We start from the raw sequence: 24,143 nt of genomic DNA on the forward strand, positions 1-24,143 counted from the left end.
GTTTCGTAAGGACTTTCACCGCCCCGAACCGCCCCGTGATTCCTACGGTGAGAGCCGTGACCTCCCTGAACGTAGATGTCGTCCTTCCCTGTCTCGACGAGGCCGAGGCCCTGCCCTGGGTCCTGGCGCGCATCCCCTCCGGATGGCGGGCAATCGTCGTCGACAACGGCTCCTCCGACGGCTCGGCCGCCATCGCGGCCGGCCTCGGTGCCACCGTCGTGCACGAGCCCCGGCGCGGCTTCGGCGCCGCCTGCCATGCCGGACTGGCGGCCGCCGACGCCGAGTTCGTCTGCTTCTGCGACTGCGACGCGTCCCTGGACCCCGGCCTGCTCCCCGGACTCCTGCGCACGGTGTCCGAGGGCTCCGCGGATCTCGTCCTGGGCCGCCGCCGCCCGACCGGTCGAGGTGTCTGGCCGGTACGGGCCCGGGCCGGGAACCTGGCGCTGTCCCGGCTGCTGCGCAGACGGACGGGGCTGCGGCTGCGCGATCTCGGACCGATGCGAGTGGCCCGCCGCGAGGCGCTGCTGTCCCTTGAGCTGTCGGACCGGCGCAGCGGCTACCCGCTCCAGATGGTCGTCCGGGCGGCGGACGCGGGCTGGCGGGTGCGCGAGGTCGACGTGCCGTACCTCCCCCGGACGGGCCGGTCCAAGGTCACCGGCACCTGGAAGGGCACGTGGCAGGCCGTGCACGACATGCGCCGGGTGCTCGACGAGCCGGCGACGAGCGGCGGTGGCCGCCCGTGACCACGCTCCTCGTCATCGCCAAACAGCCGCTCCCCGGGCGGGTCAAGACCCGCCTCACGCCGCCGTTCACCCCCGAGGAGGCCGCTTCCCTCGCCGAGGCGGCCCTCGCCGACACCCTGGCCGCCGCCGCGCGCGTCCCGGCGGAGCGGCACGTGCTGGTACTCGACGGGGAGCCCGGGCCCTGGCTCCCGTCGGGCTTCGAGGTCCTCCCCCAGGTGGCGGGGGGACTCGACGTACGGCTCGCCGCCGCGTTCGCCGCCTGTACGGGGCCGGCCCTGCTCATCGGCATGGACACCCCTCAGGTGACACCGGACGTCCTCGCTCCCGCGCTGTGCTGGGAGGCGCACGACGCCTGGTTCGGCCCGGCCGTGGACGGCGGCTTCTGGGCCCTCGGCCTCGCCTCCCCGTCACCCGCCCTCCTGCTCGGCGTCCCCATGTCGGCGCCCGACACCGGCGCCGTCCAGTACCGGCGGCTGCGCGCGGCCGGGCTGCGCATCGGCGGCCTGCCCGTCCTCCGGGACGTGGACACCGCCGAGGACGCGCGCCTCGTGGCCGCCGAGTCGCCCGGCACCCGCTTCGCCGCCCGGCACTCCGCGCTGACCGCAACGACGGCCGGAGCGAACAAGGTGACCACGACGACGGCGGCGGGAGCGAACAGGGTGACCGCGACGACGACGGGAGCGATCAAGCTGACCGCGACGACGGCGGGAGCCGGCGCGTGACCGCGACGACCGCCTGGCGCGCCGACCCGTACGCCGACGCCCTGCGCACCGGGCGGGGCCCGCTCTTCCTGCGCCGTGACGACGGTTGGCTGCTGCCGCTGGAGGTCGAGCGCTGGTGCGAGGCGCCCGACCGGGCCGACCTGTCCGTCCTGGACCGCTGCCCCGGCACCGTCCTCGACATCGGCTGCGGTCCGGGGCGGCTCGTCGCCGCCCTCGCCGCCGAAGGGCGCCGCGCTCTGGGCATCGACGTCAGTCCGGACGCGGTCGCCCGTACCCTCCGGCTCGGCGGTACGGCCCTGTGCCGCTCCGTCTTCGACCCCCTGCCCGGCGAGGGGCGTTGGGACACGGCCCTCCTGATCGACGGCAACATCGGGATCGGCGGTGATCCCGCCGCGCTGCTGCGCCGACTGCGCCGGAGCGTGTCCCTCGCCGGCCAGGTCATCGCCGAATGCGCGCCCGCGGACGTCGACGAGCGCTGCGAGGTACGGGTCGACGACGGCCGGGGCGGGCGGGGCGAGCCGTTCCCGTGGGCCCGGGTCGGGATGCGCGCGCTGGGTGCCCACGCGGCCGCCGCGGGCTGGACGGTGTCCGAGCGGTGGGACCTGCTCGGCCGTCACTTCGCGGCCCTCACCCGTCAGTCGTCCTCCGCGCTCGGCTGAGGACGGGCCCGCCACCGCCTCAGGAGCATCCCCGCCGCCGTCGCCGCGGCCACCGCGGCGAGGACGATCGCGAGGTTCCGCGCGTACGGCAGCGGAAGGGCGGAGGGGTTGGGCGGGTCGCCGGGCCGCATCAGCAGCGGCAGGGTGATCAGCACCAGGCTCCCCGCCACGATCAGCGCCCCGCGCAGCACGCCCCGGTCGGGGCGCCCGACGAGCAGCAGCCCCGCGGCGAGGACCAGCGGCGCGAGGATCCCGTCGTGCAGGACCAGCGCCCCGGCGAGCCACACCAGGACGCCCGCCGGGTCGGGCTCGGCCGCCACGAGCCACGCGCCGACGCCGATGAGGGCGACGCCGACGGCACCGGCCGCGTACCGCACCACGTCCGTCGTCCTCACAGCACCTCCAGGCGGTGGACCCACTTGGTCTGGAGCACCCCGGGCCGGTCGGGTGCGATGATCCGGGCCGGGAAGCCGTGGTCGAGCGAGAGGGCCTGCCCGTTGAGGGCGAGGGCGACGAGGGTGAGCGGATCCTCCACGTACCCCGCGCCCATCTCCATGACCCGGTAGGCGCCGCTCACCTCCAGGGAGGTGACCCGTACGGCGTCCCGGCCCGGCCGTCCGCCCGCCGCCTCCACGAGATCCCGCACGCGTACCCCTTCCCAGTGGGCGTCGACGCTCCAGCCCTCGACGCAGGCGATCGGCAGCCGGACCCGTCGCTGCGGCAGCCCGCGCAGTTGCTCCAGGGTGAGCGCGTACGGGCTGGGTCCGGTGACCTGGAGCCGCCAGGCCCGCAGTCCCCGCTCCGAGACGCCGGCCGCGGCGGCGGTCCTGTTCACCGGCAGCCCTTGCGGGCCGTGGTCCGGGTGCCGGGGGGCGAGCAGGTCGACGCGCTTGAGCGGGGTGAAGGACTGGCCCACCGTCGTCAGCGTGACGAGGCCGACCGCGGCGCCCGTGCCGAGGAGGAGGGACCGGCGGTCGACGGCGTCCTCGGCGGGCAGCGCGAGCGTCCCTTCCGAGCGCCTTCCCCAGTGCGCCCTGATCTCGGGCGCCTTGACCGCGATGTGCAGCAGGATCGAGCCCGTGGCGATCCACGCCACGGCGAAGTGCACCGGTACGAAGGAGAACGGCCACGGATACCACTCGGCGATGTTGAGCAGCCCGGTGAACACCTGGAACAGGGCGGAGGCCACCAGGACCGCGACGGACAGCCGCTCCAGCGCGTGCCGCACGGACCGCACCGGCGGCCAGACGAAGAGCCGTGGGTACACCGCCCACAGTTTGACCAGGAGCAGCACGATCGCCGCGAGACCGGTGGCGACGTGCAGCCCCTGCGTGAGCCGGTAGCCCCACACGGGCCGGGTGGGCAGGTGGTCGGCGAGCCGGTCCGGCGGGTGTTGCAGGTAGTGGCTGACGATGCCGGTCACGAAGCAGACGGCGAAGGCGGCACCGAGCCAGCGGCCGACCGAGGTCGCCGTTCTCGCGTCGTGCAGACGGCCGGTGAAGGCGGGCGGCCGGACGGCGGGCAGCCGGAGGGCGGGCAGCACGGAACGCGGGAGCTTGGGCATACGGGAGGTCATGCCGTCCATGACACCGCCGCGAGCGGTCGCGCGGGCTGTCCGACACCTTACGAAACACGAACGCCCCGACGGGTCGGCACCCGGTCCTGCGACTCCGGTGCCAGGCTGCGCCCATGATCGCCCGTGCCCGCCCGCTCGTCGTCACCGCGCTCCTCCTCACGGCCCTGACCGCCGCGCTGGTCCTCCTGCTCCGCGGGGACACGCCCGGGGCCCGTTTCCTGGCCGGGTACGCGGGCTGCTGGGCCCTGTTCGCCGCGGCCGCGGTCGCCCTGCGCCGCGTCCCTGCCCGGGCGGTCGTCCCCCTGGTCCTCGCGGGAGCGGTCGCCGTCACCGCCACGGGCCTGGTCGCCGCGCCGCGTACGAGCACGGACTCCTACCGGTACGCGTGGGACGCCAGGGTGCAGGCGGCCGGGATCTCGCCGTACGACCACGCCCCCGCCGACCCGGCGCTGGCGGAGCTGCGCGACTCCTGGCTCTTCCCCGGGCCGGCCGTCTGCGCGCGCGGCCTCGACGTCTCCCCGCTGCCGGACGGCGGATGCACGCGGATCAACCGGCCCACCGTGCACACGATCTACCCGCCGGCCGCCGAGGGCTGGTTCTTCCTGGTGCACGTCCTGTCCCCGGCCGACGCCCGGCACAAGGCGTTCCAGAGCGGCGCCGCCGTCCTGTCCCTCGCGGTGACCGGCCTGCTGGTCGTCGTCCTGCGCCGCCGGGGCGATCCCCGGCGGGCGGCCCTCTGGGCCTGGTGCCCGGCCGTGCCCGTAGAGGCCGTCGACAACGCCCATGCCGACGTCCTCGCCGTCCTGTTCTCGGTCGCCGCCCTCGCCGTCGTCGCCCGCCGCCGCGCCGCCGGCGGCGTCCTCCTCGGTCTCGCCGTCGCGGCGAAACTGCTGCCCGTGGTCCTGTTGCCGGGCGCGCTGTCCGGCCTGCGGAGGCCGCGGACGGCCCTGACGGTGCTGGTGCCGACGGTGGTGACCGTCCTGCTGCTGTACCTGCCGTACGTCCTGCTGTCGGACGCCTCCGTCCTCGGCTACCTGGGCGGATACGCCCGGGAGGAGGGGTACGACGACGCCTCCGCGGGCGGCCGGTACGCCCTGCTCAGGCTCGTCCTCCCGGACGCGTGGGCCCCACCGGCCCTGATGCTCGCACTGGCGGCGGTCGCCGTGGCCGTGTGGTGGTACGGCGACCCCGAACGGCCCTGGAGCGGGGCCCTGGTGACCACCGGATCGGCCTTCCTGCTCCTCACCCCCGGCTACTCCTGGTACGCCCTGCTGGTCGTCGCCCTGGTCGCCTTGGACGGCCGGTGGGAGTGGCTGGGTGTCGCCCTCGCGGGGGCGGTCGCCTACCTCGCGGGCCCCTTGGTGGGCTACGGATCGGCGACCGTCGCGTACGGGGCGGCGGCAGCGGCGGTGGGTGTCGGGGCGGCGCTCCGGCGGAAGCCCGCTGCGGCGCCGAGCTCTCCTCGGCCGTGGCCGTGGCGGGCGCCCTCGGGTTCCTGACGGCGCTCTCACGCACTCCATCCGGGAAGCCGCGCGGGACTCCGCCCGGGAGGCCGCGCGGGCCGGTGGGAGTTCACCCGGTGCGGCCGAACGCGAGGTCGAGGATCCGTCGCCACCGCACCGGCGGCGTGGGGAGGGCGACGCCCGGGCGGTCGCGCGGCACCAGGACCCGCAGCGCGCCCGCGCGCAGCGTGCAGACGACCGGGGTGGGCAGCCGCAGCGCCTCGCCGTCGACCGCCACGGGGATCTCGGCCGCGTCGGCGGTCACCTCGACGCGGGGTGCGGTCGTGACGGTGAGTCCGGTGGACTGCGAGCCCCGCACCGCCAGGTCGGCGGCCTGCGCGGCGTCCTCCACCCGGATCCCGATCACGCCCAGCTCGCCGCTGTCGAGCCGGGGCCGGCGGCCGCCGCCGCTGAACTCGTCGGGTGAGACGTACGGATTGTTGCTGACGAGGAGGGCCTGCTGGGAGGAGAGGGAGGTGTCGTCGGCCCGCACGTCGAGCCGCTGCACCCCTTCGCCGAGCAGCAGGTCCGGCATGAGGGTCAGCGCCGTGCCCGCCTTGGCGTCGCGGTACTCGGGCCGTTGCACGACGTCGGCGTACACCCCGAAGGAGACGGTGTTGACGAAGGCCCGGCCGGCGACGTCGCCGAGGTCGACCCGGAGCTCCTCGCCGTCGGTGAGCGCGTCGAGACAGCGCGAGGGGTCGGTGCGGTCGAGGCCCAGGTCCATGGCGAAGTGGTTGCGGGTGCCGGCGGAGACCACGAGGAACGGCAGGTCGTGCTCGGCGGCGACCGCCGCGACGAGGGCCTGGGTGCCGTCGCCGCCCGCGACTCCGAGCAGGTCCGCGCCCTCGGCCACGGCCCCGCGGGCCAGCCCGGCGACGTCGGCGGGGGCGGACGGGTCGAGCAGGATCACCCGCGCGCCGAGCTCCTCCGCCCGCTCGACGAGACCGAAGCGGCCGACCTTCCCGCCCCCGGACTTCGGGTTCATGATCAGGACCGGTCGCCTCGGCCGGGCCGCGGCGACCGTCCGCACCGACCGCTCCGGCCGTGACCTGCGCAGCGCCGCGCGGGCGCAGGCCAGCGCCACACCCCAGCACAGGGCCAGGACCAGGGCCGTCAGCCACAGTCCGTCGTACGCGAACAGCACCAGGACGCCGACGGGTGCCGCGACCGCGAGGACCGCGCCGAGCAGCCGTACCGCGCCGCGGTGCGCCACGAACCACCACACGCCGACGGCGCAGAGGACGACGCCGAGGAGTCCGGCTCCGATGACCTCGAGACCGCCCTCCCCCACCGCGAGCACGAGCGCGACCAGCGAACCGATCGCCGCGAGCACCGCCAGACGTGCGAGGAGTCGCGCCGCCCCACCCCCGGCGGAGCCGCCCGTCACACGTGTTCCGCCCATGGGGTCCTCTCCCTGCCGTGTCGGCGACGAGCCGGTCCGGAGGCACCAGCCTGCCCACTACCGGACCGGGGGGCATCCCGGCGGGGCCGTGCGGATGAAGCCCAGGGCGGGGCCGGTCAGATGACGCCCTGCGCCGCCATGGCCTCCGCCACCCGCAGGAAGCCCGCCACGTTGGCGCCGAGCACGTAGTCGTCCGGGCGGCCGCCGTACGACTCGGCGGTGGCGCGGCACTCGGCGTGGACGCCGCGCATGACCGCGGCGAGCCGGGCCTCGGTCTGCTCGAAGGACCAGCTGTCGCGGGCCGCGTTCTGCTGCATCTCCAGCGCCGAGGTGGCCACCCCGCCGGCGTTGGCGGCCTTGCCGGGGCCGAAGAGGACCCCCGCCTCGCGGAACACCTTCACCGCCTCGGGGGTGCAGGGCATGTTCGCGCCCTCGGCGACCGCGAGGACTCCGTGCTTGACCAGGGCGACGGCATCGTCGGTACCCAGTTCGTTCTGGGTCGCGCAGGGCAGGGCGATGTCGCAGGGGACGTCGTACACCGTGCCGCGGGCCGAGAAGCGCGCGGTCGGCTTCGCCTCCGCGTAGGCCGAGATCCGGACCCGGCGCACTTCCTTGATGTCCTTCAGGAGGTCCAGGTCGATGCCGTCCTCGTCGACGAGGTATCCGGAGGAGTCGCTGCAGGCCACCACGCGGCCGCCCAGGGCGTGCACCTTCTCCGCGGCGTACACGGCCACGTTCCCGGATCCGGAGACCACCACCCGGCGCCCGTCGAAGGCGGCGCCGCGGGTGGCGAGCATCTCCTCGGCGAAGTACACCGCGCCGTAGCCCGTCGCCTCGGTACGGACGTGGGAGCCGCCCCAGCCGACCGGCTTGCCGGTGAGCACGCCGGACTCGTAGCGGTTGGTGATCCGCTTGTACTGGCCGAAGAGGTAGCCGATCTCACGACCGCCCACACCGATGTCGCCGGCGGGCACGTCGGTGTGCTCGCCCAGGTGACGGTAGAGCTCGGTCATGAAGGACTGACAGAAACGCATGATCTCGCCGTCGGAGCGGCCCTTGGGATCGAAGTCGGCCCCGCCCTTGCCGCCGCCGATCGCCATCCCGGTCAGCGCGTTCTTGAAGATCTGCTCGAAGCCGAGGAACTTCACGATGCCGAGGTTGACGCTGGGGTGGAACCGCAGGCCTCCCTTGTACGGGCCGAGGGCGCTGTTGAACTCCACCCGGAAGCCCCGGTTGACCCGCACCGCACCCTGGTCGTCGACCCAGGGGACCCGGAAGAGCAGCTGCCGCTCGGGCTCGACCAGCCGTTCCAGGATTCCCGTCTCGGCGTACTCGGGATGCCGTTCCAGGGCGGGACCGAGGGACTCCAGCACCTCGGTCGCCGCCTGGTGGAACTCGACCTCTCCGGGGTTGCGTCGGCAGACCTCCGCGTAGACGGCCTCGATGTGTTCGTTCACGTTCACCGCTGTGTCCCGCTTTCCTCGGCTCCGGATCCCGCACGGTCCGGAAGTGTTCGTGCCGAGCCGATCAGACAACCGGGCGAGCGTCCAGACCGTGTCCAACGCGTGGGCGTCGAGAACGGCCGAGGGAGGGGAGGGGGACGCGGCTTCCGGCTCGCCGAGTTGACAACGTTTCAGTTGCGGAAGCCGGCCAATGTGTCCGAAAGACTTCCAGTGCGATGCGACATGTGAAATTTTACACGTCACACATCAGTCGCCTCGTGTCCCAGCACGCGGCCACAACGGCCCCGGAGGCCCCCACAGATGCATCCCTTCCGGATATCGAAGGCCAACGCGCGCAGACTTCCTGCACTCGGCGCGGCCGTCTTCCTCACCCTCGGCCTGTTCACGGCACAGAGCCAGGCCGCCTCCGTCGGCGCCACGGCCCCGGCCCCGTCGCAGGCCCAGGGATCCGCGGACTCGGCACCGCGGTCGATCCCGGTCCCCAAGTCGCCCGACGCGATGAGCAACGGCTCCCGCTTCCGGATCTCCTCGCAGGACAGCGCCGAGGAGACCTCGCCGGCACCCGCCCCGGCCGTCAAGTCCGCCAGGACGGGCAAGACCGACAAGACCGGCAGGCTGTCCTCGGCCCTCGCCGCGGACGAGTGCGGCGACCTCTCCGGCGTCATCAACGCCACGGGCAGCGCGCTGGTCCAGCAGCTCAAGGCGCTCCCCCAGATCACCTGTACCTACCCGCTGTTCAACCTCACCGGCGAGGACGCGCGCAAGGCCTTCCGCGAGCCCCAGATGGTGACCGTCGCCAACGCGCTGCGCGACGCCTCCGCCACGTACGCGGGCAACAACAACGCCGACATCGGCCAGCTGGTGCTGTTCCTGCGCGCCGGCTACTACGTGCAGGACAACCACGCGGACGTCGTCGGCGACTACGGCACGGCGCTGGACACCGCGGCCCGCGGCGCGCTGGACGCGTTCTTCGCCGCCCCGCGCAGCAAGGACGTCACCGACGCCAACGGCGAGATCCTCAACGAGGTCGTCACGCTGATCGACAGCACCCACGCCGCCGGCCGCTACGCCGGCGTCGTCAAGTGGCTGCTCGGCAGCTACGACGGCACCTGGCCGAGCCAGATGAACCTCTCGATGCAGCACGTCGAGTGGGTCGTCGAGAACGGCTTCAAGGCCAAGAACGACGACCGCGGCTGGCGGGCCGCCCTCAAGGCCGACCCCGCCATCCTCGACACCTGGGCCGGCTTCATCACGCGCAACGGCGCGCAGCTCAACCGCCTGGACGTCGTCAGCAACGTCGGCCGCTACCTCGGCTACGCCCTCGACATCCCCGAGCTCAAGGACCGGGTCCGGCCGCTGCTGAAGGACCTGATCAACCGCTACCCGAACGTCGGCCCCACCGCGCCGATCACCATGAACCTGGGCTGGTACACGCGCCAGTACGACCGCGGCAACTGCGCGGCCTACGCCATCTGCGACCTCGGCGACCGCGTGCTCCCGGTGATCCTGCCGATCCAGCACACCTGCAACGCGGGCCTGAAGATCCGCGCCCAGGACGTGTCCCCGGACCAGCTGGCGAGCACCTGCACCAGCCTGATCAACCAGGACGCCTACTTCCACCGGGTCATCGGCGACAAGGGCGCGATCCCCGGTGACGTGAACACCAACCTCGAGGTCGTCGTCTTCGACGACTACACCAACTACTCGCTGTACGCCTGGGCGATCTACAACATCGACGTCGACAACGGCGGCATGTACGAGGAGGGCAACCCGGCCGTCCCCGGCAACCAGGCCCGCTTCATCGCCCACGAGGCCCACTGGCTGCGCCCGGACTTCCAGATCTGGAACCTCAACCACGAGTACACCCACTACCTCGACGGCCGCTACAACATGTACGGCGACTTCGAGGCCGGCATCGTCACGCCGACCATCTGGTGGGTCGAGGGCATCGCCGAGAACATCTCGTACGGCTACCGCAACGAGCGCAACGCCGACGCGATCGCCGAGGCCGGCAAGAACACGTACAAGCTGAGCGACCTGTTCGACACCGTGTACGGCCAGGACGAGGACCCCGAGGTCAACTCGAACCGCGTCTACCGCTGGGGCTGGCTCGCGGTCCGCTACATGCTCCAGGCGCACCCCGCCGACATGGAGACGGTCCTCAACAAGTACCGCACGGGTGACTGGAACGGTGCCCGCACCTTCCTGAAGCAGACCATCGGCACCAGCTACGACGCCGGCTTCGCCACCTGGCTGGCCACCACCTGCGCGACCGCCGACTGCGGCCCCCTGCCGGAGGCCTCGGTCGTCGCCCCGACCACCCCGCTCTGCACCATCAGCGACCCCCGTCAGTTCGACAAGAACTGCCGCCGGGACAACCTCGCTGCCGCCACCGGCAACTACAGCTACCACTTCGTGTACCTGCCGGCCGGCACCAAGCAGCTGACCATCACCAGCAGCGGCGGCACCGGCAACGCCGACCTGTACTACGGCGGCGGCAGCTGGGCCACCACCGGCAGCTACCAGTCGAAGTCCACGAACGCCGGCAACAACGAGACCCTGACGATCGACAACCCGCCGTCCGGCTGGGTCTACTTCAGCCTCGCCGCCGCGCAGGACTTCAGCGGAGTGAGCCTCTCCACGCAGTCCAAGTAAGCAGCTCGACGGGGCCGTTCCGGATCTCTCCGGAACGGCCCCTTGGTCTGTGGCTCGTCCGTGGCTCGTCCGTGTCTCGTCCGTGGCTCGTTCGCGCCGGGGCGACCGAGGACAGACGATCTTTGTGAGGGCTTGTACGGGCCCATCGACCACAGGGATCGCCATGACCGATCTGCCGGCAAGCGACGCACCCACGCGGGTCTTCCTCGTGGACGATCACGAGGTCGTCCGGCGGGGCCTGCGCGATCTGATCGACGACGAGCCCGACATGCAGGTGGTCGGTGAGGCGGCCACGGCCGACCAGGCCTTGGCCAGGGGGCCCGCTCTGCGGCCGGACGTCGCCGTCCTCGACGTACGGCTGCCCGACGGCGACGGGATCGGCGTGTGCCGGGAACTGCGCGCGCGGATGCCCGGTCCGGCGTGCCTGATGCTGACCTCGTTCGACGACGAGGACGCGCTCCTGGACGCGATCACGGCGGGGGCGGCGGGCTACGTGCTCAAGCAGATCAAGTCGAGCGCACGCGGCGGCCGGTCCTCCGTGGTGCCGGTCACGAGGTGCTCCCGTGTCCGGGTCCGTGCCGGGGGATGAGCATCACCGGGCAGTGGGCGTGTTGCAGCAGGGTGAGCGTGGTCCGGCCCAGCGTCGGTCCGAGGTACCCGGGGGCCCGTCGGCCGCCGACGACGACGAGGGCGGCCTGACCGGACGCTTCGACGAGCGCTCCGGGCACGCTGGTGTTCCTGTCGCCCTCGATGTCGATCGTCAGTGCGGGGAACTCGCCCCGGAGGCGATCGGCGACATCGGTCAGCGCGCGCACGTGTTCCTGAGCGTTCCCTCCGGCGCCGTTGCGCGGCAACAGCCGTGTACCGGGGTGAGAGGCCGTGTTCCACACGTGCAGGAGCCGCAGGGGCACCTGTCGGAGCAGGGCTTCGCGGGCCGCCGCCCGGGCGCAGCCGAGGTCGGCGTCGTCCCGGACCCCTGTCAGTACGGCTCCGGGCTCGGCGGACTCCGCGGGCCCGCGCACCACGACCACCGGTGTGGTCGCGGTGGCGGCGACCCGGAGGCCGACCGATCCGAGCATGAGTGAGGAGAATCCGCCGAGGCCCCGGTGTCCGACCACGATCGTGCCGCTCAGTGCGGCGGCGTGGCGCAGGCTGTCGGCAGGCGAGCCCCTGCCGAGTTCCTTGACGAGCGGCAGGTCGGGATGGCGCGTGGTGACGGCGTCGGCGGTGCGGTCGAGGATCTCCTGGCCGGTCCGTCGGCTCCGGTCGATGTCCGCGGGGACGAGGAGGCGAGCCGGCGCGTCCGTGTCCGTCGCGTGGACCACGGAGAGTCCGGAGCCTCGCAGCGCCGCCTCATCCGCGGCCCACAAAGCCGCCGCCTGCGCGGACGGTGAACCGTCGACACCGACGGCGACCCTTCCGAGGCCTTGAGGGCCCGGGCCCGTCGTTCCGGCCATGGTTCCTCCTCGTCGGGTCCATGAGCGCTGCTTCCACTCTCGCACCTGCCCCCTGGGAGGCCGGAGGGCCTCCTGGGGAAACAGGTGGGGCCAAAGGTCCCCTCGGTGGCGGCGAGGCACCCGGCCGAGGCCCGGTCGGGCCCGACGGTGGACCGTTCGGCCCCTCGCGGACGCCCGCCGGGCGGTGGACGGTGGTGACACGGGGGTTGGTCCACCGTCGACGGCCGGAGCGGGAGGCACGCGATGAAGCACCTGAAGGTCGGTGGCCTGATGACCGACGACGTGGTCACGGCCCTCCCGGACACGTCGTTCAAGGAGCTGGCGAAGCTGCTCGCCGAGCACGGCATCAGCGGGCTGCCCGTCGTGGACGAGGACGATCATGTGGTCGGAGTCGTCTCCGAGAGCGATCTCCTGGCCCGCCGGGCCCTCGTCGCCCGGGATCTGATGACCGTCCCGGCCGTCACGGTGCACGCCGAGGAGCCGGTGGCGGACGCCGCCCGGCTGATGGTGCGCCGCGGGGTGGAACGCCTTCCCGTGGTCGACGAGGAGGAACGGCTGGTGGGCATCGTGACCCGCCGCGATCTGCTCTGTGTCTTCCTCCGCCCGGACCCGGAGATTCGGCACCGCATACGGGTCGACGTCCTCGTGGATGCCATGGGGCTGCCGGAGGACGCGGTGGACGTGCACGTCCTGGACGGTGTCGTGACCCTCACCGGCGGGGTCCGGCGGCGGAGCCGGGCCGTGATGCTGCTGCGGCTGGCCGAGCGCGTGGACGGCGTCGTCGCCGTCGCGGACCGGCTGTCCGTCCGTGAGGACGACACGCGCCTCGCCCCGTCCACGCGGACGGCCTACGACTACTCCCCGTGATCCCCCACGCACAGACAGGACGACCCGTGTCCACCACCGCGCTGCCCAGGCCGCTCGTGACCTCGCTGATCGAGGACGCCGTCACGGCCCCGTCGATGCACAACGCCCAGCCCTGGAGGTTCGTCCACCGAACGGGCACCGACACCATCGAGCTGTACGGCGACCCCTCGCGCGGCATGCCGCGCCAGGACCCCGACCATCGGTCCCTCCACATCGGGTGCGGTGCCGCGCTGTTCGGCCTGCGGGTCTCCGCCGTCCACCGGGGTCTGCGCCCGGTGGTCCGGCTGCTGCCCTCCCCCGGCGACCCCTGGCGGCTCGCCGACGTACGTTTCGACGGCCCCGACGTCCCCGACGACGCCGGCGGGGACGGCGACCTGGGCACGCTCCATGCGGCTCTGGCTCGCCGGCATACCAGCCGGTTCCCCTACACCGAGGAGCGCGTGCCCTCCGAGGTCATCGACGGGCTCTGTGCCGCGGCCGTGCTCGAGGGCTGCCGGCTGATCGTCCCGGGGGCGTGGCACACGGACGCCGTCCTGCATCTCGTCCACGTCTCCGAACTGTTCGAGGCGGCGGACGAGGCGGTACGCGCGGAGATCACCGCCTGGACCCGCACGGGTGCGGCGGGGGAAGGGCCCGACACCGAGGGCATCCCCTCGTACGCCTTCGGCCCGCGGCAGTACGACGTGACCTCCCCGGTCAGGGACTTCGGCGCCCGGCAGCAGGTACCCGGCCGGTCGTCGGCGCGCTTCGAGAAGAGGCCGCAGATCGCGCTGCTCGGGACGGCCGAGGACACCCCGGAGGCGTGGCTGAAGGCCGGCCAGGCCATGCAGAGGGTCCTGCTCCAAGCCACCCTCGACGGACTCGCCACCTCGCTCATGTCGCAGCCGCTCGAATGGCCGGAACTCCGTACCGAAGCACGCGATCCCGACTCGGCGGTCGGCTTCGTCCACATGGTGATCCGCCTGGGCTACGGCCCCGAAGGCCGGGCCACCCCTCGCAGGCCCGCCTCGGACGTCCTCACCTTCGCATGAGCGGCCCGCCGGGATCCGCCGTCGCGGTCCGCCGTCACGGCCCCGCTGGCCGCCGGACTCGCGGTCCCGCGGACACGTCGGGCGAGTGCCCGCGCGACGGCGGCCCTCATGGCCGCCGTCTTTCCGGTCAACGTGCCCGCCTCAAGAACCGCCGGATTCCCGCTCGTTCTCCCCCCAGCCGTGAAGGTCGGCGGAGCCGGGCACCGTGCCCGTCAGCCGGACCTGGCCGGCCGCGTTCGCCCGGACGGCCAGGACCTGTCCTCGTGCGGTGGCGGAGACGGGTCCCCGGGCGGTGACCGCGGTCAGGGCACGGCTGCCGGCGGCGAGGAACCAGCGCGTCCCCGACGGTGCCGTCCAGTACGTCCCCGCCAGCATGTGCTGGCCGAAGCGGCTGCACGCCGCCGTGTCCGCGGGTGTCCGGCCCGGCACCCGTACCGGCGTCGGCCGGGTACGCGCGTCCGGACCCTCCCAAGCCACCGCCACACGGGCGCGCCCGTCCCAGCCTTCCGCGCGGGTGCACGTCCAGGTGGCGCGTCCGGCCCGCTCCGGCAGGGTCTGCTGGGCGAACTCCCACCGGTTCACGGCCCGTACGCCCGTCCCCGAAAGACCCGGCAGCGCGCACGCCGACCGGGCCCAAGCGGCGAGCCCCGCCGCCGACGTCGCCTCGCGCGGCTGGCGCGCGGGAGCTCCGGTCCCCGGCGCCGGGGTCCACGTCAGGTGCACGGGGCCGGGCTCGCCGAGGTCCGCCAGCAGGAAGGAGTGGTCCTCGACGATCCGGGTGGACGACCGCACCTGGAGCGCCGGAACGCGCCGGCAGTCGCCCGACGCCTTCGGTACGGGGTCGGTGACGCCGTCCCCGGAGACGGCCAGCCGCCGGGCCGGCACCTCGGGCCTCAGGAGGTCGCGCACCGCGCTCTCGTCGATCCAGGGGGCCAGCAGGAACCGCGCGCCCTCCGGCGTCCTGCCGACCGCCACGGCCGCGCCGGAGGTCACGTCCGCTTCGTCGGCCCGGGCGAGTTCGAGGAGCGCTCGGCCCCGGCCCGCGAGCGGCTCGGCGTACCGGACGAGCCGGCCGCCGTCGTGGAGGAGGACGACGGCCGAGTCGTCGACCGTTCCGGCGAAGAGGAGTCGGGCGGGGGCGGCGGGTGGCGTCGTCGGCGTACCCGGCGTGACGGTCACCCGGACCCCGGCCGGGTCGCCGGGGCCCCGCGCCCAGGCGTCGAGCGCGCGGGACAGCAGGGCCGTGTCGCCGGTCCGCCCCCCGCGGGCGGGCCACGCGGTGAAGTCGACGCGCCCGGTGTCGGCCCACAGGTCCCCGGGGGTACGGACCAGGAGCCCGGGGTCGGACGCGCGGGCGGACGCGGCGGCGAGGGCCGTGGCGGGCGGCGGTACGGGTGCCGCCGGCTCCGGCCGCGGGGTGAGCACGGCGACGGTGGACGCGGCGAGCAGCGCGGCGACGGCGGCGAGGCCGGCGAGGCGCGTACGGTGCCGGCGGCGCAGCAGGTCCGTCGGTCGCGCCTGCACGGTGCACGGGTCGAACTCGGCGCCGTGCAGCAGCAGTTCGGCATCGGTGCCGAGGTCGGCGCGGAGGCGATCGGCGGCGCGGACGGCGTCGTCCGGCGCGGTGACGCCCTCGGCGGCGAGAAGGCGGGCGGTGGGTTGCGCGCCCAGTCCTTCGAGGACGCGCAGGGCGAAGGCGGCCCGCACCTCCGGGGTCGCGGCGGCCAGTGCGGATTCCAGCGCGACTTCGTCGTCGGCACCGGCCCGTGGGAAGAGCCTGAGCCCGAGGACGGCGGGGAGCGGGTGCCGGCCGCGGGACCGGAGGGGGTGGGCCGCCGCACGCAGGGCGGCGGACACGACGCGTTGCCGCAGCCAGGCGAGGACCGGGTCCGGCTCTCCGCGCTGCGCGGGAACCGTCGGGTCGGGGGCCGGGCCCGAGGGTGAAGGGGCCGCCGCCGAGAAGGACTTCTGCGCGAGGGCGTGCGCGGTGAGCAGGCGGCGGTGCCTCCCGAGGGAGGGCGGGAGGATCAGGTGGGCGAGCCGGACGAGCTGTGGGTAGTGCTCGACGAGGGCGGCCTCGGCGTCGTTGCGGGTGGGGCGGGTAGGGCGGGTGGACACGGTGGGGGATATGCCGGTGTCCGGAAGGCGTGCGTGCGACTGCATGCCCGTGTCAACGACAGCACTGTGGAGCGGTTACCTCGTACGGGTGCTCTGAGAGTCCTCCGGTGTGATGACGCCGCACTCGCGTCGTTCGTGCGTCGTACCATGGATGCATGACCGATCTGACACACGGGGTCGGGGTCACGACGGGGACCGTGGCCCGACGCCTGGGGGTCTCCCCCACCACGCTGCGATCGTGGGATCAGCGCTATGGGATCGGTCCGGCGGTCCGGGAGAACGGTCGGCATCGGCGCTGGTCGCCGACGGACATCGCCGTCCTTGAGGAGATGTGCCGGCTCACCACATCGGGCATGCCACCGGCCGAGGCGGCCCGGGTGGCCAGGGCCCACGCCGGACAGCGGCCCGTGCCGTCGTCCGCGCCGCCCGGCGCCTCCGTGCCGGCACGGGCCCCCGGGTCCGGCAACGGGCTGCCTCTGGGCGAGGTCCACCGGGAGTTCCGGGGACTGGCCCGGGCGGCCGTACGCCTCGACAGCCCCACCATGGACACGCTGCTGCGCGAGTTGGTCGCGACACACGGGCTCGTCACCTCGTGGGAAGAGGTGCTCGTGCCCACCCTGCACGCCGTCGGACGCAAGTGGGAGTCGTCGGGCGACCGGTACGTCGAGGTCGAGCACCTCATGTCCTGGCACATCTCCACGACTCTGCGGCAGTTGGCGGGCTCCGCCCGGTCGTATCCGGGTTACACGACACCGGTGCTGCTCGCCTGCGTCCCGGGCGAGCAGCACACCCTCGCGCTGGAGGCCCTGGCCGCCGGCCTCGCCGAACAAGGCCTGCCGGCCCGCATGTTCGGTGCGGCGGTACCGGCCGAGGCTCTGGACGCGGCGGTGCGACGGCTGGGCCCGACGGCCGTGGTCCTCTGGTCGCAGTCCCGCTCGACCGCCGGCCACGCTCTGGCCCGGCACGTGGCCGACACCTCGTTCGGCGTCAGGGGTGCCCGGACCCATCCCCTCGTACTCCTTGCGGGCCCCGGCTGGGCCGGCCGTCCGGTCGCACCGGGCATGCTGCGGCCCGCGGGGCTGCGCGAAGCCCTCGACATCCTGACCCGCCGCTGCACCGCCGCGCCCTCCGGCGACCGGAACCCTGTCGGCTGAGGCCGTGGGGGGCCGTTCCCTTCGGGCTCGGTCGCGGGCCGGGCGCACGGGCGGCGGCGGGGGCGACGGCGGGCCTCATCGGGCCTCGGTGCGCGTGCGCCGGCGTGGCGGTCGAGGCAGGAAGCCGCTCGTGCGGGCGGCGTAGGCGGCGTAACCGGGCCGGTGCGCCATGTGGGCCTCCAGCAGCCGCTTGCCGCTCCCCCAGATGAGCAGTGCGCTCATCACCAGGGGCGACACCAGGCTGAGGAGAGCCGTCTGCCGGCTTGCGCAGGCTGTCAGGTAAAGCCCCCACCAGACCAGGAAGTCGCCGAAGTAGTTGGGGTGCCGGGTCCAGCTCCACAGCCCCCGGTCCATGATCCGCCCCTGATGCGCGGGGTCGGCCTTGAAGCGGGCGAGTTGATGGTCTCCCACCGCTTCGAAGGCGAGGCCCGCCGCCCAGAGGACGACGCCGAGGACGAGCAGGGGGTCCACGCCTTCAGGGAGGTACGACGCCGCCTGGACGGGCAGGGAGACGAGCCAGACCAGCGCGCCCTGGAGCAGATAGACCTTGCGCAGTGCGTAGAACGCCGGGTTGCCGGGTGCCCGGGCCAGCATCTTCGCGTAGCGGGGGTCCTCGCCGTGGCCGCGGCCCCTGCGGGCGATGTGGAACGCGAGTCGCAGCCCCCACAGGCAGGTGGCGAGGGCGACGACGAGCCGCCGGCCGTCGTCCCCGTACCCGGCGGACAGCACCCAGGTGACGACGGCGACCGCGGCGAACGCGAGGCCCCAGGCGACGTCGACGATCCGGTGGACGCCCTTCACCGAGGCGATCACGAAGGTCACCAGCATCACCGCGAGGGCCGCACCGGCCGACGCGGCGAGATTGACCGCCAGTGCCGACGCGGTCATCGGGTCGCCCCGGGGGAATCCGTGGCGACGAGCCGGAGCTGGCGGACGTCGAGGTAGTGCGCGCGGAAGCCCGCCTCCGAGTAGGCCAGGTACAGCTCCCACATGCGGTGGAAGACCCGGTCGAAGCCGAGTGCTCCGACCGCCGCCGACTCCTGGACGAACGCCTCCCGCCAGAGCCGGAGCGTCTCGGCGTAGTGCGCGCCGAAGCCGGTGTCGTGGGTGATGCCGAGGCCGGCGGCCGCGCTCTCGCGGGCGAGGGCGTCCCGTGACGGGATGAGGCCGCCGGGGAAGACGTACTTGCTGATCCAGGTGTGCGTCCGGGCGGTGCGGAGCATCCGTTCGTGCGGCATGGTGATGGCCTGGAGGGCGACGGCCCCGCCGGGCGCGAGCAGGCGGCGCAGGGTGGCGAAGTAGGTGGGCCAGTACTCGGCGCCGACCGCCTCGATCATCTCGACGCTGACCACCGCGTCGTAACGGCCCTGGACCTGCCGGTAGTCGAGCAGTTCGACGCTCACGCGGTGTGCCACCCCGGCGTCGGCGATCCGGCGCAAGGCGAGCGCGCGCTGCTCCTCGGAGAGCGTGACGGTCAGGACGTCGGCGCCTCGCGAGGCGGCACGTACGGCGAGTTCGCCCCAGCCGGTGCCGATCTCCAGGAGTCGGGTCCCCTGGCCGACCCCGGCCAGGTCGAGCAGGCGGTCGATCTTGCGGTGCTGGGCCGGGGTGAACTCCCCCGGTGTGGCGGGGAGGGTGTCGAACACGGCCGAGGAGTAGGTCATGCTCGGGTCGAGGAAGCGGGCGAACAGGTCGTTCGACAGGTCGTAGTGGCGGTGGATGTTGTCGCGCGCGCCGTCGAGGGTGTTGCGGTCGCGGGCCGGGCGGCGGCGCACCCAGGCGCCCCGGAGCCGGCGCAGCGGCGCCGGTACGAGGTCGTCGACGTGGGCGGCGAGCACGGTGAGGAGGCCCACGAGGTCGTCGCTGTCCCACTCGCCGGCCATGTACGACTCACCGAAGCCGATCAGCCCGTCGGCACCGATCCGCCGGTGGAAGGCGGCCGGGTCGTTCAGGGTCAGGGTGGGCGGGCCGGCCTCGCCGGTGGTGGGACGGGGAACGGAGCCGGGCGGGCCTCCGGGACCTGTCCGCAGCGGCAGCCGGGCGAAGGCACGGGCGAGGACGCGCCGGGCGATGGCCGTGCGCAGGCCCGAGGCGCGCGGGAGACGGGCGACGTCGGGCCAGCGCTCCGGGTCGACGGGCGGACGGCCGGACGCCGCGACGAGGGGGACGACCGGCGGGACGGAGAGGGTCACAGCATGCCTTCTCGGGTGGGCGGGACGGGACGGGGACGGACGGGAAGTCCCTTGAGGTACAGGCGGATCCCGTGCCACCGGATGCCGGCGCTGACGGCGGCGGTGGACCACGGGTGTCGCAGCGCCGCCTTGAGCAGGCCGCGCGCGTCGGCCGGGCGGCGACGGCCGCGGACCGTGGCGGTCAGCGGCCGGCTCCCGTCGCCGTGCCGCAGTTGGACGGTGAGGTCGAGGCGCTCGCCGGGGAGCGGGAGGCGCATCCGGTAGGAGCCTTCGACGTCGAGGAACGGGGAGACGTAGAAGTCCTTGGCGACGTCGGCGAGTCCGGCGGCGTCGGGCCGCAGGAGGTAGCAGTGCCGGCCGCCGTAGGTGTTGTGGACTTCGGCGACGACGCAGACGGGGCCGCCGGTCCGGTCGTGGCACCAGTACAGGGTGAGCGGGTTGAAGACGTGGCCGAGCACGCGCGCGTGGGCGAGCATCAGCACCCGTCCGTCGGCGTTCCGTACGCCGTGGGAGGCGAGGTAGGCGTCGAGGCCGGCGCGGAGGGTGGGGGCCCGCCCGCCGAAGTGGTCACGGGCGTCGAAGCGGGCCAGCGGCCGCAGGAGGCGGGGCAGCCGGGGCAGGGCGTCGAGGTCGACGAGCCACAGGTACGTGCGCTGCCGCAGGGTGTGGCGCACCGGCCCGACGCGGGTGTGGGCGACCTCGCAGGGGTAGAGCGCGGGCAGATCGGCCGGCACGGGTGAGACGGGTGCGGCCGGTATGGCGGAGGTGGCGGGTGCGGCGCGGTCGGTCACCAGGTCACCCCCAGGGCCCGGGCCGCCTCGACTCCGGAGCGGCACCCGTCCTCGTGGAATCCCCAGCCGTGATAGGCGCCGGCGAAGGCGGTCACGGACGTGGCGAGGCCCGGCAGTTCGCGCTGGGCGGCGACGGAGCGGGGGGTGTAGACCGGGTGCTCGTACACCATGCGGGCGAGCACCGTGCGCTCGTCGACGCGGCCGTCCGCGTTGAGGGTCACGATGTGCGGCTCGTCCACCGGGAGGCGCTGGAGCCGGTTCATGTCGTAGCTGACCTTGACGGCCTCGGGGCGCGCGTCGCAGGAGGGGAGCCAGTAGTTCCACGAGGCGCGGGCATGGGGCGCGGCCGGCAGCACGGTGCTGTCCCGGTGCAGCACCGTGGGGTTGCGGGAGTAGGTGAACGCGCCGAGGACCCGGCGCTCGTCGGGGGTGGCGTCGGCGAGCATCCGCAGCGCCTGGTCGGGGTGGACGGCGACGACGACGGCCGCGTGGACCTCGGACTCCCCGTCGTCGGTGGTCACGCGCACCTGGTCCGTGCCGCGTCGGATCGCGCGGACCGGGGTGGCGGTGCGGACGGCCGCGAGTCCCTTGGCCACCTTCTCCACGTAGGCGCCGGAGCCTCCCGTGACCGTCCGCCACCGCGGCGAGCCGGTGGTGGAGAGCAACCCGTGGTGGTCGAGGAACCGGAAGAGGTACGCCGCCGGGTACAGCAGCGCGGTGTCCGGCGCGCAGGACCAGACGGCGGACACGAGCGGGACGGCGAAGTGACCGACGAAGTACGGCGAGAACCCGCCGCGTTCGAGGAACGAGCCGAAGGTCCGGTCGTCGTCCCCGGACGCGAGCAGCCGGCGGGCCGCCCGGTGGAAGCGCGGTACGTCGGCGAGCATCCGCAGATGGCGGCCGCGGCGCAGGTTGCCGCCGCCGAGCAGACCACGCGGGCCGCGAGCTCCCGCGTACGCGAGGCCGCAGCCGTCACACCGGACGGACATGCTCATCTCGGCGTCCTGGGTGGCGACGCCGAGTTCGTGGAAGAGCCGCAGCAGGTGCGGGTAGGTGCGCTCGTTGTGGACGATGAAGCCGGTGTCCACGCGCACGGTGCCGCCTTCCCGGGTCGGCAGCTCGTGGGTGTGGGCGTGCCCGCCGAGGCGGGCGTCCGCCTCGTAGAGCACCACGTCGCAGGTCCGCGACAGCACATGAGCGGCTGTCAGGCCGGCCACTCCCGCCCCGACGACCGCGATGCTTCGCCGGTTCATCCGTCCTCCTTCGCGTCACGGGGCGCCCGCGGCCCTGCCGTGCGGAGCCTCCCCATGAGTGGTTCGGTGCCGTCGGCCGTCCGGATGGGTACGGGTTCCCCGGGCACGTCCACGGCGCCCGCGAGAAGTCGGCGGCGGCACCGCCGCAGGCCTCGCCGGGTGGGGTTCTGGTCCCGCCCGGTGTACGGACGGGTGCTCTTTCCCCCTCAGGCTCCGGCGAACGGAGCCTCCGGCTCAAGACGCAGCGGTTGCGCATCGTTTTGGGCGCCCGGCCCGGCAGACAGGAGACGACACGCGACCGCGCGGATCGTCACGGGCGGTCGGCCGGATCGTGGCCCGTGACGGCACGCGCGTAGGCGTGCAGAGCGGTGATCACTTCGGTCCGGGTGCGTCGGCCGGCGAGGATCTCCATCTGGTAGCCGTCCTCCATCGCGACGAAGCTGGCGGCGAGCAGACGGGGCGGGTCCTGAAGGGCGAAATGACCTTGCGCCTGTCCGAGTACCAGGATGGCCGAGTACACGGCGATCTGCCGTTCCGTCAGCGCGCTGTCGAGCGCGGCGGCCCTGGCGTCGCGCAGGCAACGGGGCCAGTACTCGAAGAGCAGTCGGGTCAGCGCGTCGTCGGGTCCGCCGGCGACGCCCTGGTCGATGCAGGCCTTGAGCTTGTCGCGGGCGTCGTCGAAGCGGTTCGCGGTCTGCTCGCGTTCTTGGCTGTAGCGCTCGATCGCCCGCTGGTACGTGTCGTGGACGAGGGCGTCCAGGTCTCCGTAGTAGAGCACGGCGGCGGGCGTGACACCGGCCGCCTCCGCGATGTCGCGCAGGCGCAGGCCCTCCAGGCCGCGCGCCACCAGCGCGCGTTCCACCGCCTTGCCGAGCTCGGCCCGACGGGCCTCCTTGCCGATGCCCTTCCGTGGCGCCACGTCGGTCGGTCCTCTCACCTCTTCGGTTACATGCGGATTTAACAATAGCTACGCAGCTATTGACGGGCCAGTGAGCCAAGTCTTAAATCTGCGTTTAACAAACCTGCGGCCCTACGGAGGCATCATGCCCAACCCGACAGACGCCGAGGCGAGAACCGGGCTCGGGCCCGAGCCCGTCCCGGCGGGCAAGGGGCTGCGGGGCGGCTCGGTGGGCCTGCTCGCCGCCGTCACCCTCGGGCTGTCCTCCGTCGCCCCGGCCTACAGCATCGCCGTCACCCTCGGCTTCGTGACCCTGATCGTCGGCGACCTCGCCCCGGCCGCCCTGCTGCTGGGCTTCGTCCCGATCCTGCTCACCGCCTTCGCCTTCCGCGAGCTCAATCGCGAGATGCCGGACTGCGGCACCACGTTCGTGTGGACCACCCGCGCTTTCGGGCCGACGGCCGGCTGGCTCACCGGCGGCTGGGTCGTCCAGATCGCCACCCTCATCGCGATGACGGCCCTGTCCCAGGTCGGCGCCACCTACCTGCTCCACCTGCTCGGCCTGCACTCCCTCGCCTCCAGCAGCGCCGCCGTGACGATCACCGCCGTCGTACTGCTGGCCGCGGTCACCTCGGTCGCCTACCGGGGACTGCATCTCGCGGCCGCCGTCCAGTACGTGCTGCTCGGACTCCAACTGGTCGCCCTGCTCGGCTTCGGCGCCGCGGCCCTCGCCCGCGACGGCGCCGCCACCCCGTCTCCGGCGTGGCTCGACCCCTTCGCGTTCCCCGATCTCGGCTCGTTCGCCGAGGCCGTCCTGTTGTGCCTGTTCATCTACTGGGGCTGGGACGCGCTGATCACCGCGAACGAGGAGACCCGCGACGGGGACCGCGTCGCCGGCCAGGCCGCCGTCATCTCCACCCTCGTACTGCTGGGGACCTACCTGTTCACCGCCTTCGCGGCGATCGCCTTCGCCGGCACGGGCGCCACCGGCACCGGGCTGGGCAACCCCGACAACGCCGCCGACATCCTGGCCACCCTCGCCCCGCCCGTACTCGGCACGGCGCCGGCCAAGGTGATGGAACTGGCCGTCTGCGTCTCGGCCACCGCGGCCCTGCTCACCTGCCTCGTCGGCTCCTCCCGCGGCACCCTGTCCATGGCCGCCCATGGCGCCCTGCCCCGCGCCTTCGCCCGCATCCACCCCCGCCACCGCACCCCCGCCTTCGGAACCCTCTTCTTCGGCGCGGCGGCGGCCTGCCTGCTCGTCCTGCTCACCCTCGCCTCCGACCGCTTCCTCGGCGACGCCATCCTCTGCATCGGACTGCTCATCGCCTGCTACTACGGCACCACCGCGCTGGCCTGCGTCTGGTACTTCCGCAGACGGCTCCTCGACTCCCCGCGCGACCTCCTGCTGCGCGGGATCCTGCCCCTGCTCGGCGGCCTGACGATGCTGGCCGCCTTCGCCCGCAGCGCCCACGACATGTACGACCCGGCCTACGGCAACACCTCCTTCCACGGCGTCGGCGGCGTCTTCCTCCTCGGCGCCGGCTCCATCGCCGCCGGAGCCCTGGCCCTGCTCGTCGCCCGCACCCGTTTCCCCCGCTTCTTCCGCGACGGCCGCACCACGGTCGCCGAACCCACCCTCACCGAGGACTGACAC

At 73.7% G+C, this 24,143-nt stretch carries 20 protein-coding genes and 1 pseudogene; 10 read left to right on the forward strand and 11 right to left on the reverse strand.

Annotation, left to right across the window (positions count from 1 at the left end):
* The first annotated feature begins 47 nt into the window (after window positions 1–47).
* Genes ACZ6K0_RS39365 through ACZ6K0_RS39375 form a run of 3 tightly spaced genes read left to right on the forward strand, consistent with a single transcriptional unit; the run spans window position 48 to window position 2,124 of the window.
* Window positions 48–743: a glycosyltransferase family 2 protein gene (locus tag ACZ6K0_RS39365; RefSeq protein ID WP_376408491.1), complete on the forward strand. Its 696-nt coding sequence runs from the start codon at window positions 48–50 to the stop codon at window positions 741–743.
* A complete protein-coding gene (locus ACZ6K0_RS39370) occupies window positions 740–1,465 on the forward strand; it encodes a TIGR04282 family arsenosugar biosynthesis glycosyltransferase (RefSeq protein WP_469234845.1) in 726 nt (241 codons plus the stop codon). The genes ACZ6K0_RS39365 and ACZ6K0_RS39370 overlap by 4 nt, the downstream gene beginning before the upstream one ends.
* The gene (locus ACZ6K0_RS39375; RefSeq protein ID WP_376408486.1) at window positions 1,462–2,124 is read left to right on the forward strand and encodes a class I SAM-dependent methyltransferase; all 663 of its coding nucleotides are present in this window, start codon (window positions 1,462–1,464) and stop codon (window positions 2,122–2,124) included. Before ACZ6K0_RS39370 ends, ACZ6K0_RS39375 begins: the two co-directional genes overlap by 4 nt.
* Here the strand turns inward: ACZ6K0_RS39375 and ACZ6K0_RS39380 are convergent.
* Together ACZ6K0_RS39380 and ACZ6K0_RS39385 are read right to left on the reverse strand one after the other, a co-directional pair.
* Window positions 2,100–2,519 (reverse strand): hypothetical protein, encoded by a 420-nt coding sequence (locus ACZ6K0_RS39380; protein WP_376408483.1) that lies wholly within the window; start codon window positions 2,517–2,519, stop codon window positions 2,100–2,102. The two genes, ACZ6K0_RS39375 and ACZ6K0_RS39380, sit on opposite strands and share 25 nt — an antisense overlap.
* Window positions 2,516–3,700: a molybdopterin-dependent oxidoreductase gene (locus tag ACZ6K0_RS39385; RefSeq protein ID WP_469234848.1), complete on the reverse strand. Its 1,185-nt coding sequence runs from the start codon at window positions 3,698–3,700 to the stop codon at window positions 2,516–2,518. Before ACZ6K0_RS39385 ends, ACZ6K0_RS39380 begins: the two co-directional genes overlap by 4 nt.
* A gap of 113 nt (window positions 3,701–3,813) precedes the next feature.
* Here ACZ6K0_RS39385 and ACZ6K0_RS39390 point away from each other — a divergent pair, with 113 nt between their 5' ends.
* Window positions 3,814–5,199 (forward strand): glycosyltransferase 87 family protein, encoded by a 1,386-nt coding sequence (locus ACZ6K0_RS39390; protein ID WP_469234849.1) that lies wholly within the window; start codon window positions 3,814–3,816, stop codon window positions 5,197–5,199.
* 73 nt (window positions 5,200–5,272) lie between these two features.
* Here the strand turns inward: ACZ6K0_RS39390 and ACZ6K0_RS39395 are convergent, their stop codons facing one another.
* Together ACZ6K0_RS39395 and gdhA are read right to left on the reverse strand one after the other, a co-directional pair.
* A complete protein-coding gene (locus tag ACZ6K0_RS39395) occupies window positions 5,273–6,607 on the reverse strand; it encodes a diacylglycerol/lipid kinase family protein (protein ID WP_376408475.1) in 1,335 nt (444 codons plus the stop codon).
* Window positions 6,608–6,723: 116 nt separating this feature from the next.
* The gene (gene gdhA, locus ACZ6K0_RS39400; RefSeq protein ID WP_469234851.1) at window positions 6,724–8,070 is read right to left on the reverse strand and encodes an NADP-specific glutamate dehydrogenase; all 1,347 of its coding nucleotides are present in this window, start codon (window positions 8,068–8,070) and stop codon (window positions 6,724–6,726) included.
* 300 nt (window positions 8,071–8,370) lie between these two features.
* On the opposite strand from gdhA, the gene ACZ6K0_RS39405 reads away from it, so the two are divergent.
* Both ACZ6K0_RS39405 and ACZ6K0_RS39410 read left to right on the forward strand, forming a co-directional pair.
* Window positions 8,371–10,725: a M9 family metallopeptidase gene (locus ACZ6K0_RS39405; protein WP_469234853.1), complete on the forward strand. Its 2,355-nt coding sequence runs from the start codon at window positions 8,371–8,373 to the stop codon at window positions 10,723–10,725.
* 163 nt (window positions 10,726–10,888) lie between these two features.
* Window positions 10,889–11,242: pseudogene (locus ACZ6K0_RS39410) on the forward strand (response regulator); the annotation flags it as partial.
* A 31-nt stretch (window positions 11,243–11,273) separates the two neighbouring features.
* Here ACZ6K0_RS39410 and ACZ6K0_RS39415 read toward each other — a convergent pair.
* Complete coding sequence (locus tag ACZ6K0_RS39415; RefSeq protein ID WP_469234855.1) at window positions 11,274–12,182, reverse strand: universal stress protein; 909 nt, start codon at window positions 12,180–12,182, stop codon at window positions 11,274–11,276.
* Window positions 12,183–12,425: 243 nt separating this feature from the next.
* Here ACZ6K0_RS39415 and ACZ6K0_RS39420 point away from each other — a divergent pair, with 243 nt between their 5' ends.
* Window positions 12,426–13,049: a CBS domain-containing protein gene (locus ACZ6K0_RS39420; protein WP_469234857.1), complete on the forward strand. Its 624-nt coding sequence runs from the start codon at window positions 12,426–12,428 to the stop codon at window positions 13,047–13,049.
* A gap of 26 nt (window positions 13,050–13,075) precedes the next feature.
* A complete protein-coding gene (locus ACZ6K0_RS39425; protein WP_469234859.1) occupies window positions 13,076–14,080 on the forward strand; it encodes an Acg family FMN-binding oxidoreductase in 1,005 nt (334 codons plus the stop codon).
* Window positions 14,081–14,221: 141 nt separating this feature from the next.
* Here ACZ6K0_RS39425 and ACZ6K0_RS39430 read toward each other — a convergent pair whose 3' ends face one another.
* A complete protein-coding gene (locus ACZ6K0_RS39430) occupies window positions 14,222–16,198 on the reverse strand; it encodes a hypothetical protein (RefSeq protein ID WP_469234861.1) in 1,977 nt (658 codons plus the stop codon).
* A 155-nt stretch (window positions 16,199–16,353) separates the two neighbouring features.
* Between ACZ6K0_RS39430 and ACZ6K0_RS39435 the strand changes: the two genes are divergently transcribed.
* On the forward strand, window positions 16,354–17,352 hold the full coding sequence (locus ACZ6K0_RS39435) for a MerR family transcriptional regulator (protein WP_469234862.1): 999 nt from the start codon (window positions 16,354–16,356) through the stop codon (window positions 17,350–17,352).
* 75 nt (window positions 17,353–17,427) lie between these two features.
* Here ACZ6K0_RS39435 and ACZ6K0_RS39440 read toward each other — a convergent pair whose 3' ends face one another.
* From ACZ6K0_RS39440 to ACZ6K0_RS39460, 5 genes are all read right to left on the reverse strand, one after another.
* On the reverse strand, window positions 17,428–18,240 hold the full coding sequence (locus ACZ6K0_RS39440) for a DUF1295 domain-containing protein (RefSeq protein ID WP_376408451.1): 813 nt from the start codon (window positions 18,238–18,240) through the stop codon (window positions 17,428–17,430).
* On the reverse strand, window positions 18,237–19,544 hold the full coding sequence (locus ACZ6K0_RS39445; RefSeq protein WP_469234864.1) for a class I SAM-dependent methyltransferase: 1,308 nt from the start codon (window positions 19,542–19,544) through the stop codon (window positions 18,237–18,239). Before ACZ6K0_RS39445 ends, ACZ6K0_RS39440 begins: the two co-directional genes overlap by 4 nt.
* Entirely contained in the window at window positions 19,541–20,302 is a 762-nt protein-coding gene (locus ACZ6K0_RS39450; RefSeq protein ID WP_376408562.1) for a DUF1365 domain-containing protein, read from the reverse strand. Before ACZ6K0_RS39450 ends, ACZ6K0_RS39445 begins: the two co-directional genes overlap by 4 nt.
* Before the next feature lie 29 nt (window positions 20,303–20,331).
* Window positions 20,332–21,588, reverse strand: coding sequence for an NAD(P)/FAD-dependent oxidoreductase (locus tag ACZ6K0_RS39455; protein ID WP_469234866.1), 1,257 nt, complete (start codon window positions 21,586–21,588; stop codon window positions 20,332–20,334).
* A 310-nt stretch (window positions 21,589–21,898) separates the two neighbouring features.
* Window positions 21,899–22,507, reverse strand: coding sequence for a TetR/AcrR family transcriptional regulator (locus tag ACZ6K0_RS39460; protein WP_376408442.1), 609 nt, complete (start codon window positions 22,505–22,507; stop codon window positions 21,899–21,901).
* A gap of 124 nt (window positions 22,508–22,631) precedes the next feature.
* On the opposite strand from ACZ6K0_RS39460, the gene ACZ6K0_RS39465 reads away from it, so the two are divergent.
* Window positions 22,632–24,140 carry an APC family permease gene (locus ACZ6K0_RS39465; RefSeq protein WP_469234868.1) on the forward strand — a complete coding sequence of 503 codons (1,509 nt, stop codon included), beginning with the start codon at window positions 22,632–22,634 and terminating at the stop codon, window positions 24,138–24,140.
* Window positions 24,141–24,143: the final 3 nt, after the last annotated feature.

The sequence above is a fragment of the Streptomyces sp. NPDC042346 genome, from assembly GCF_055581845.1.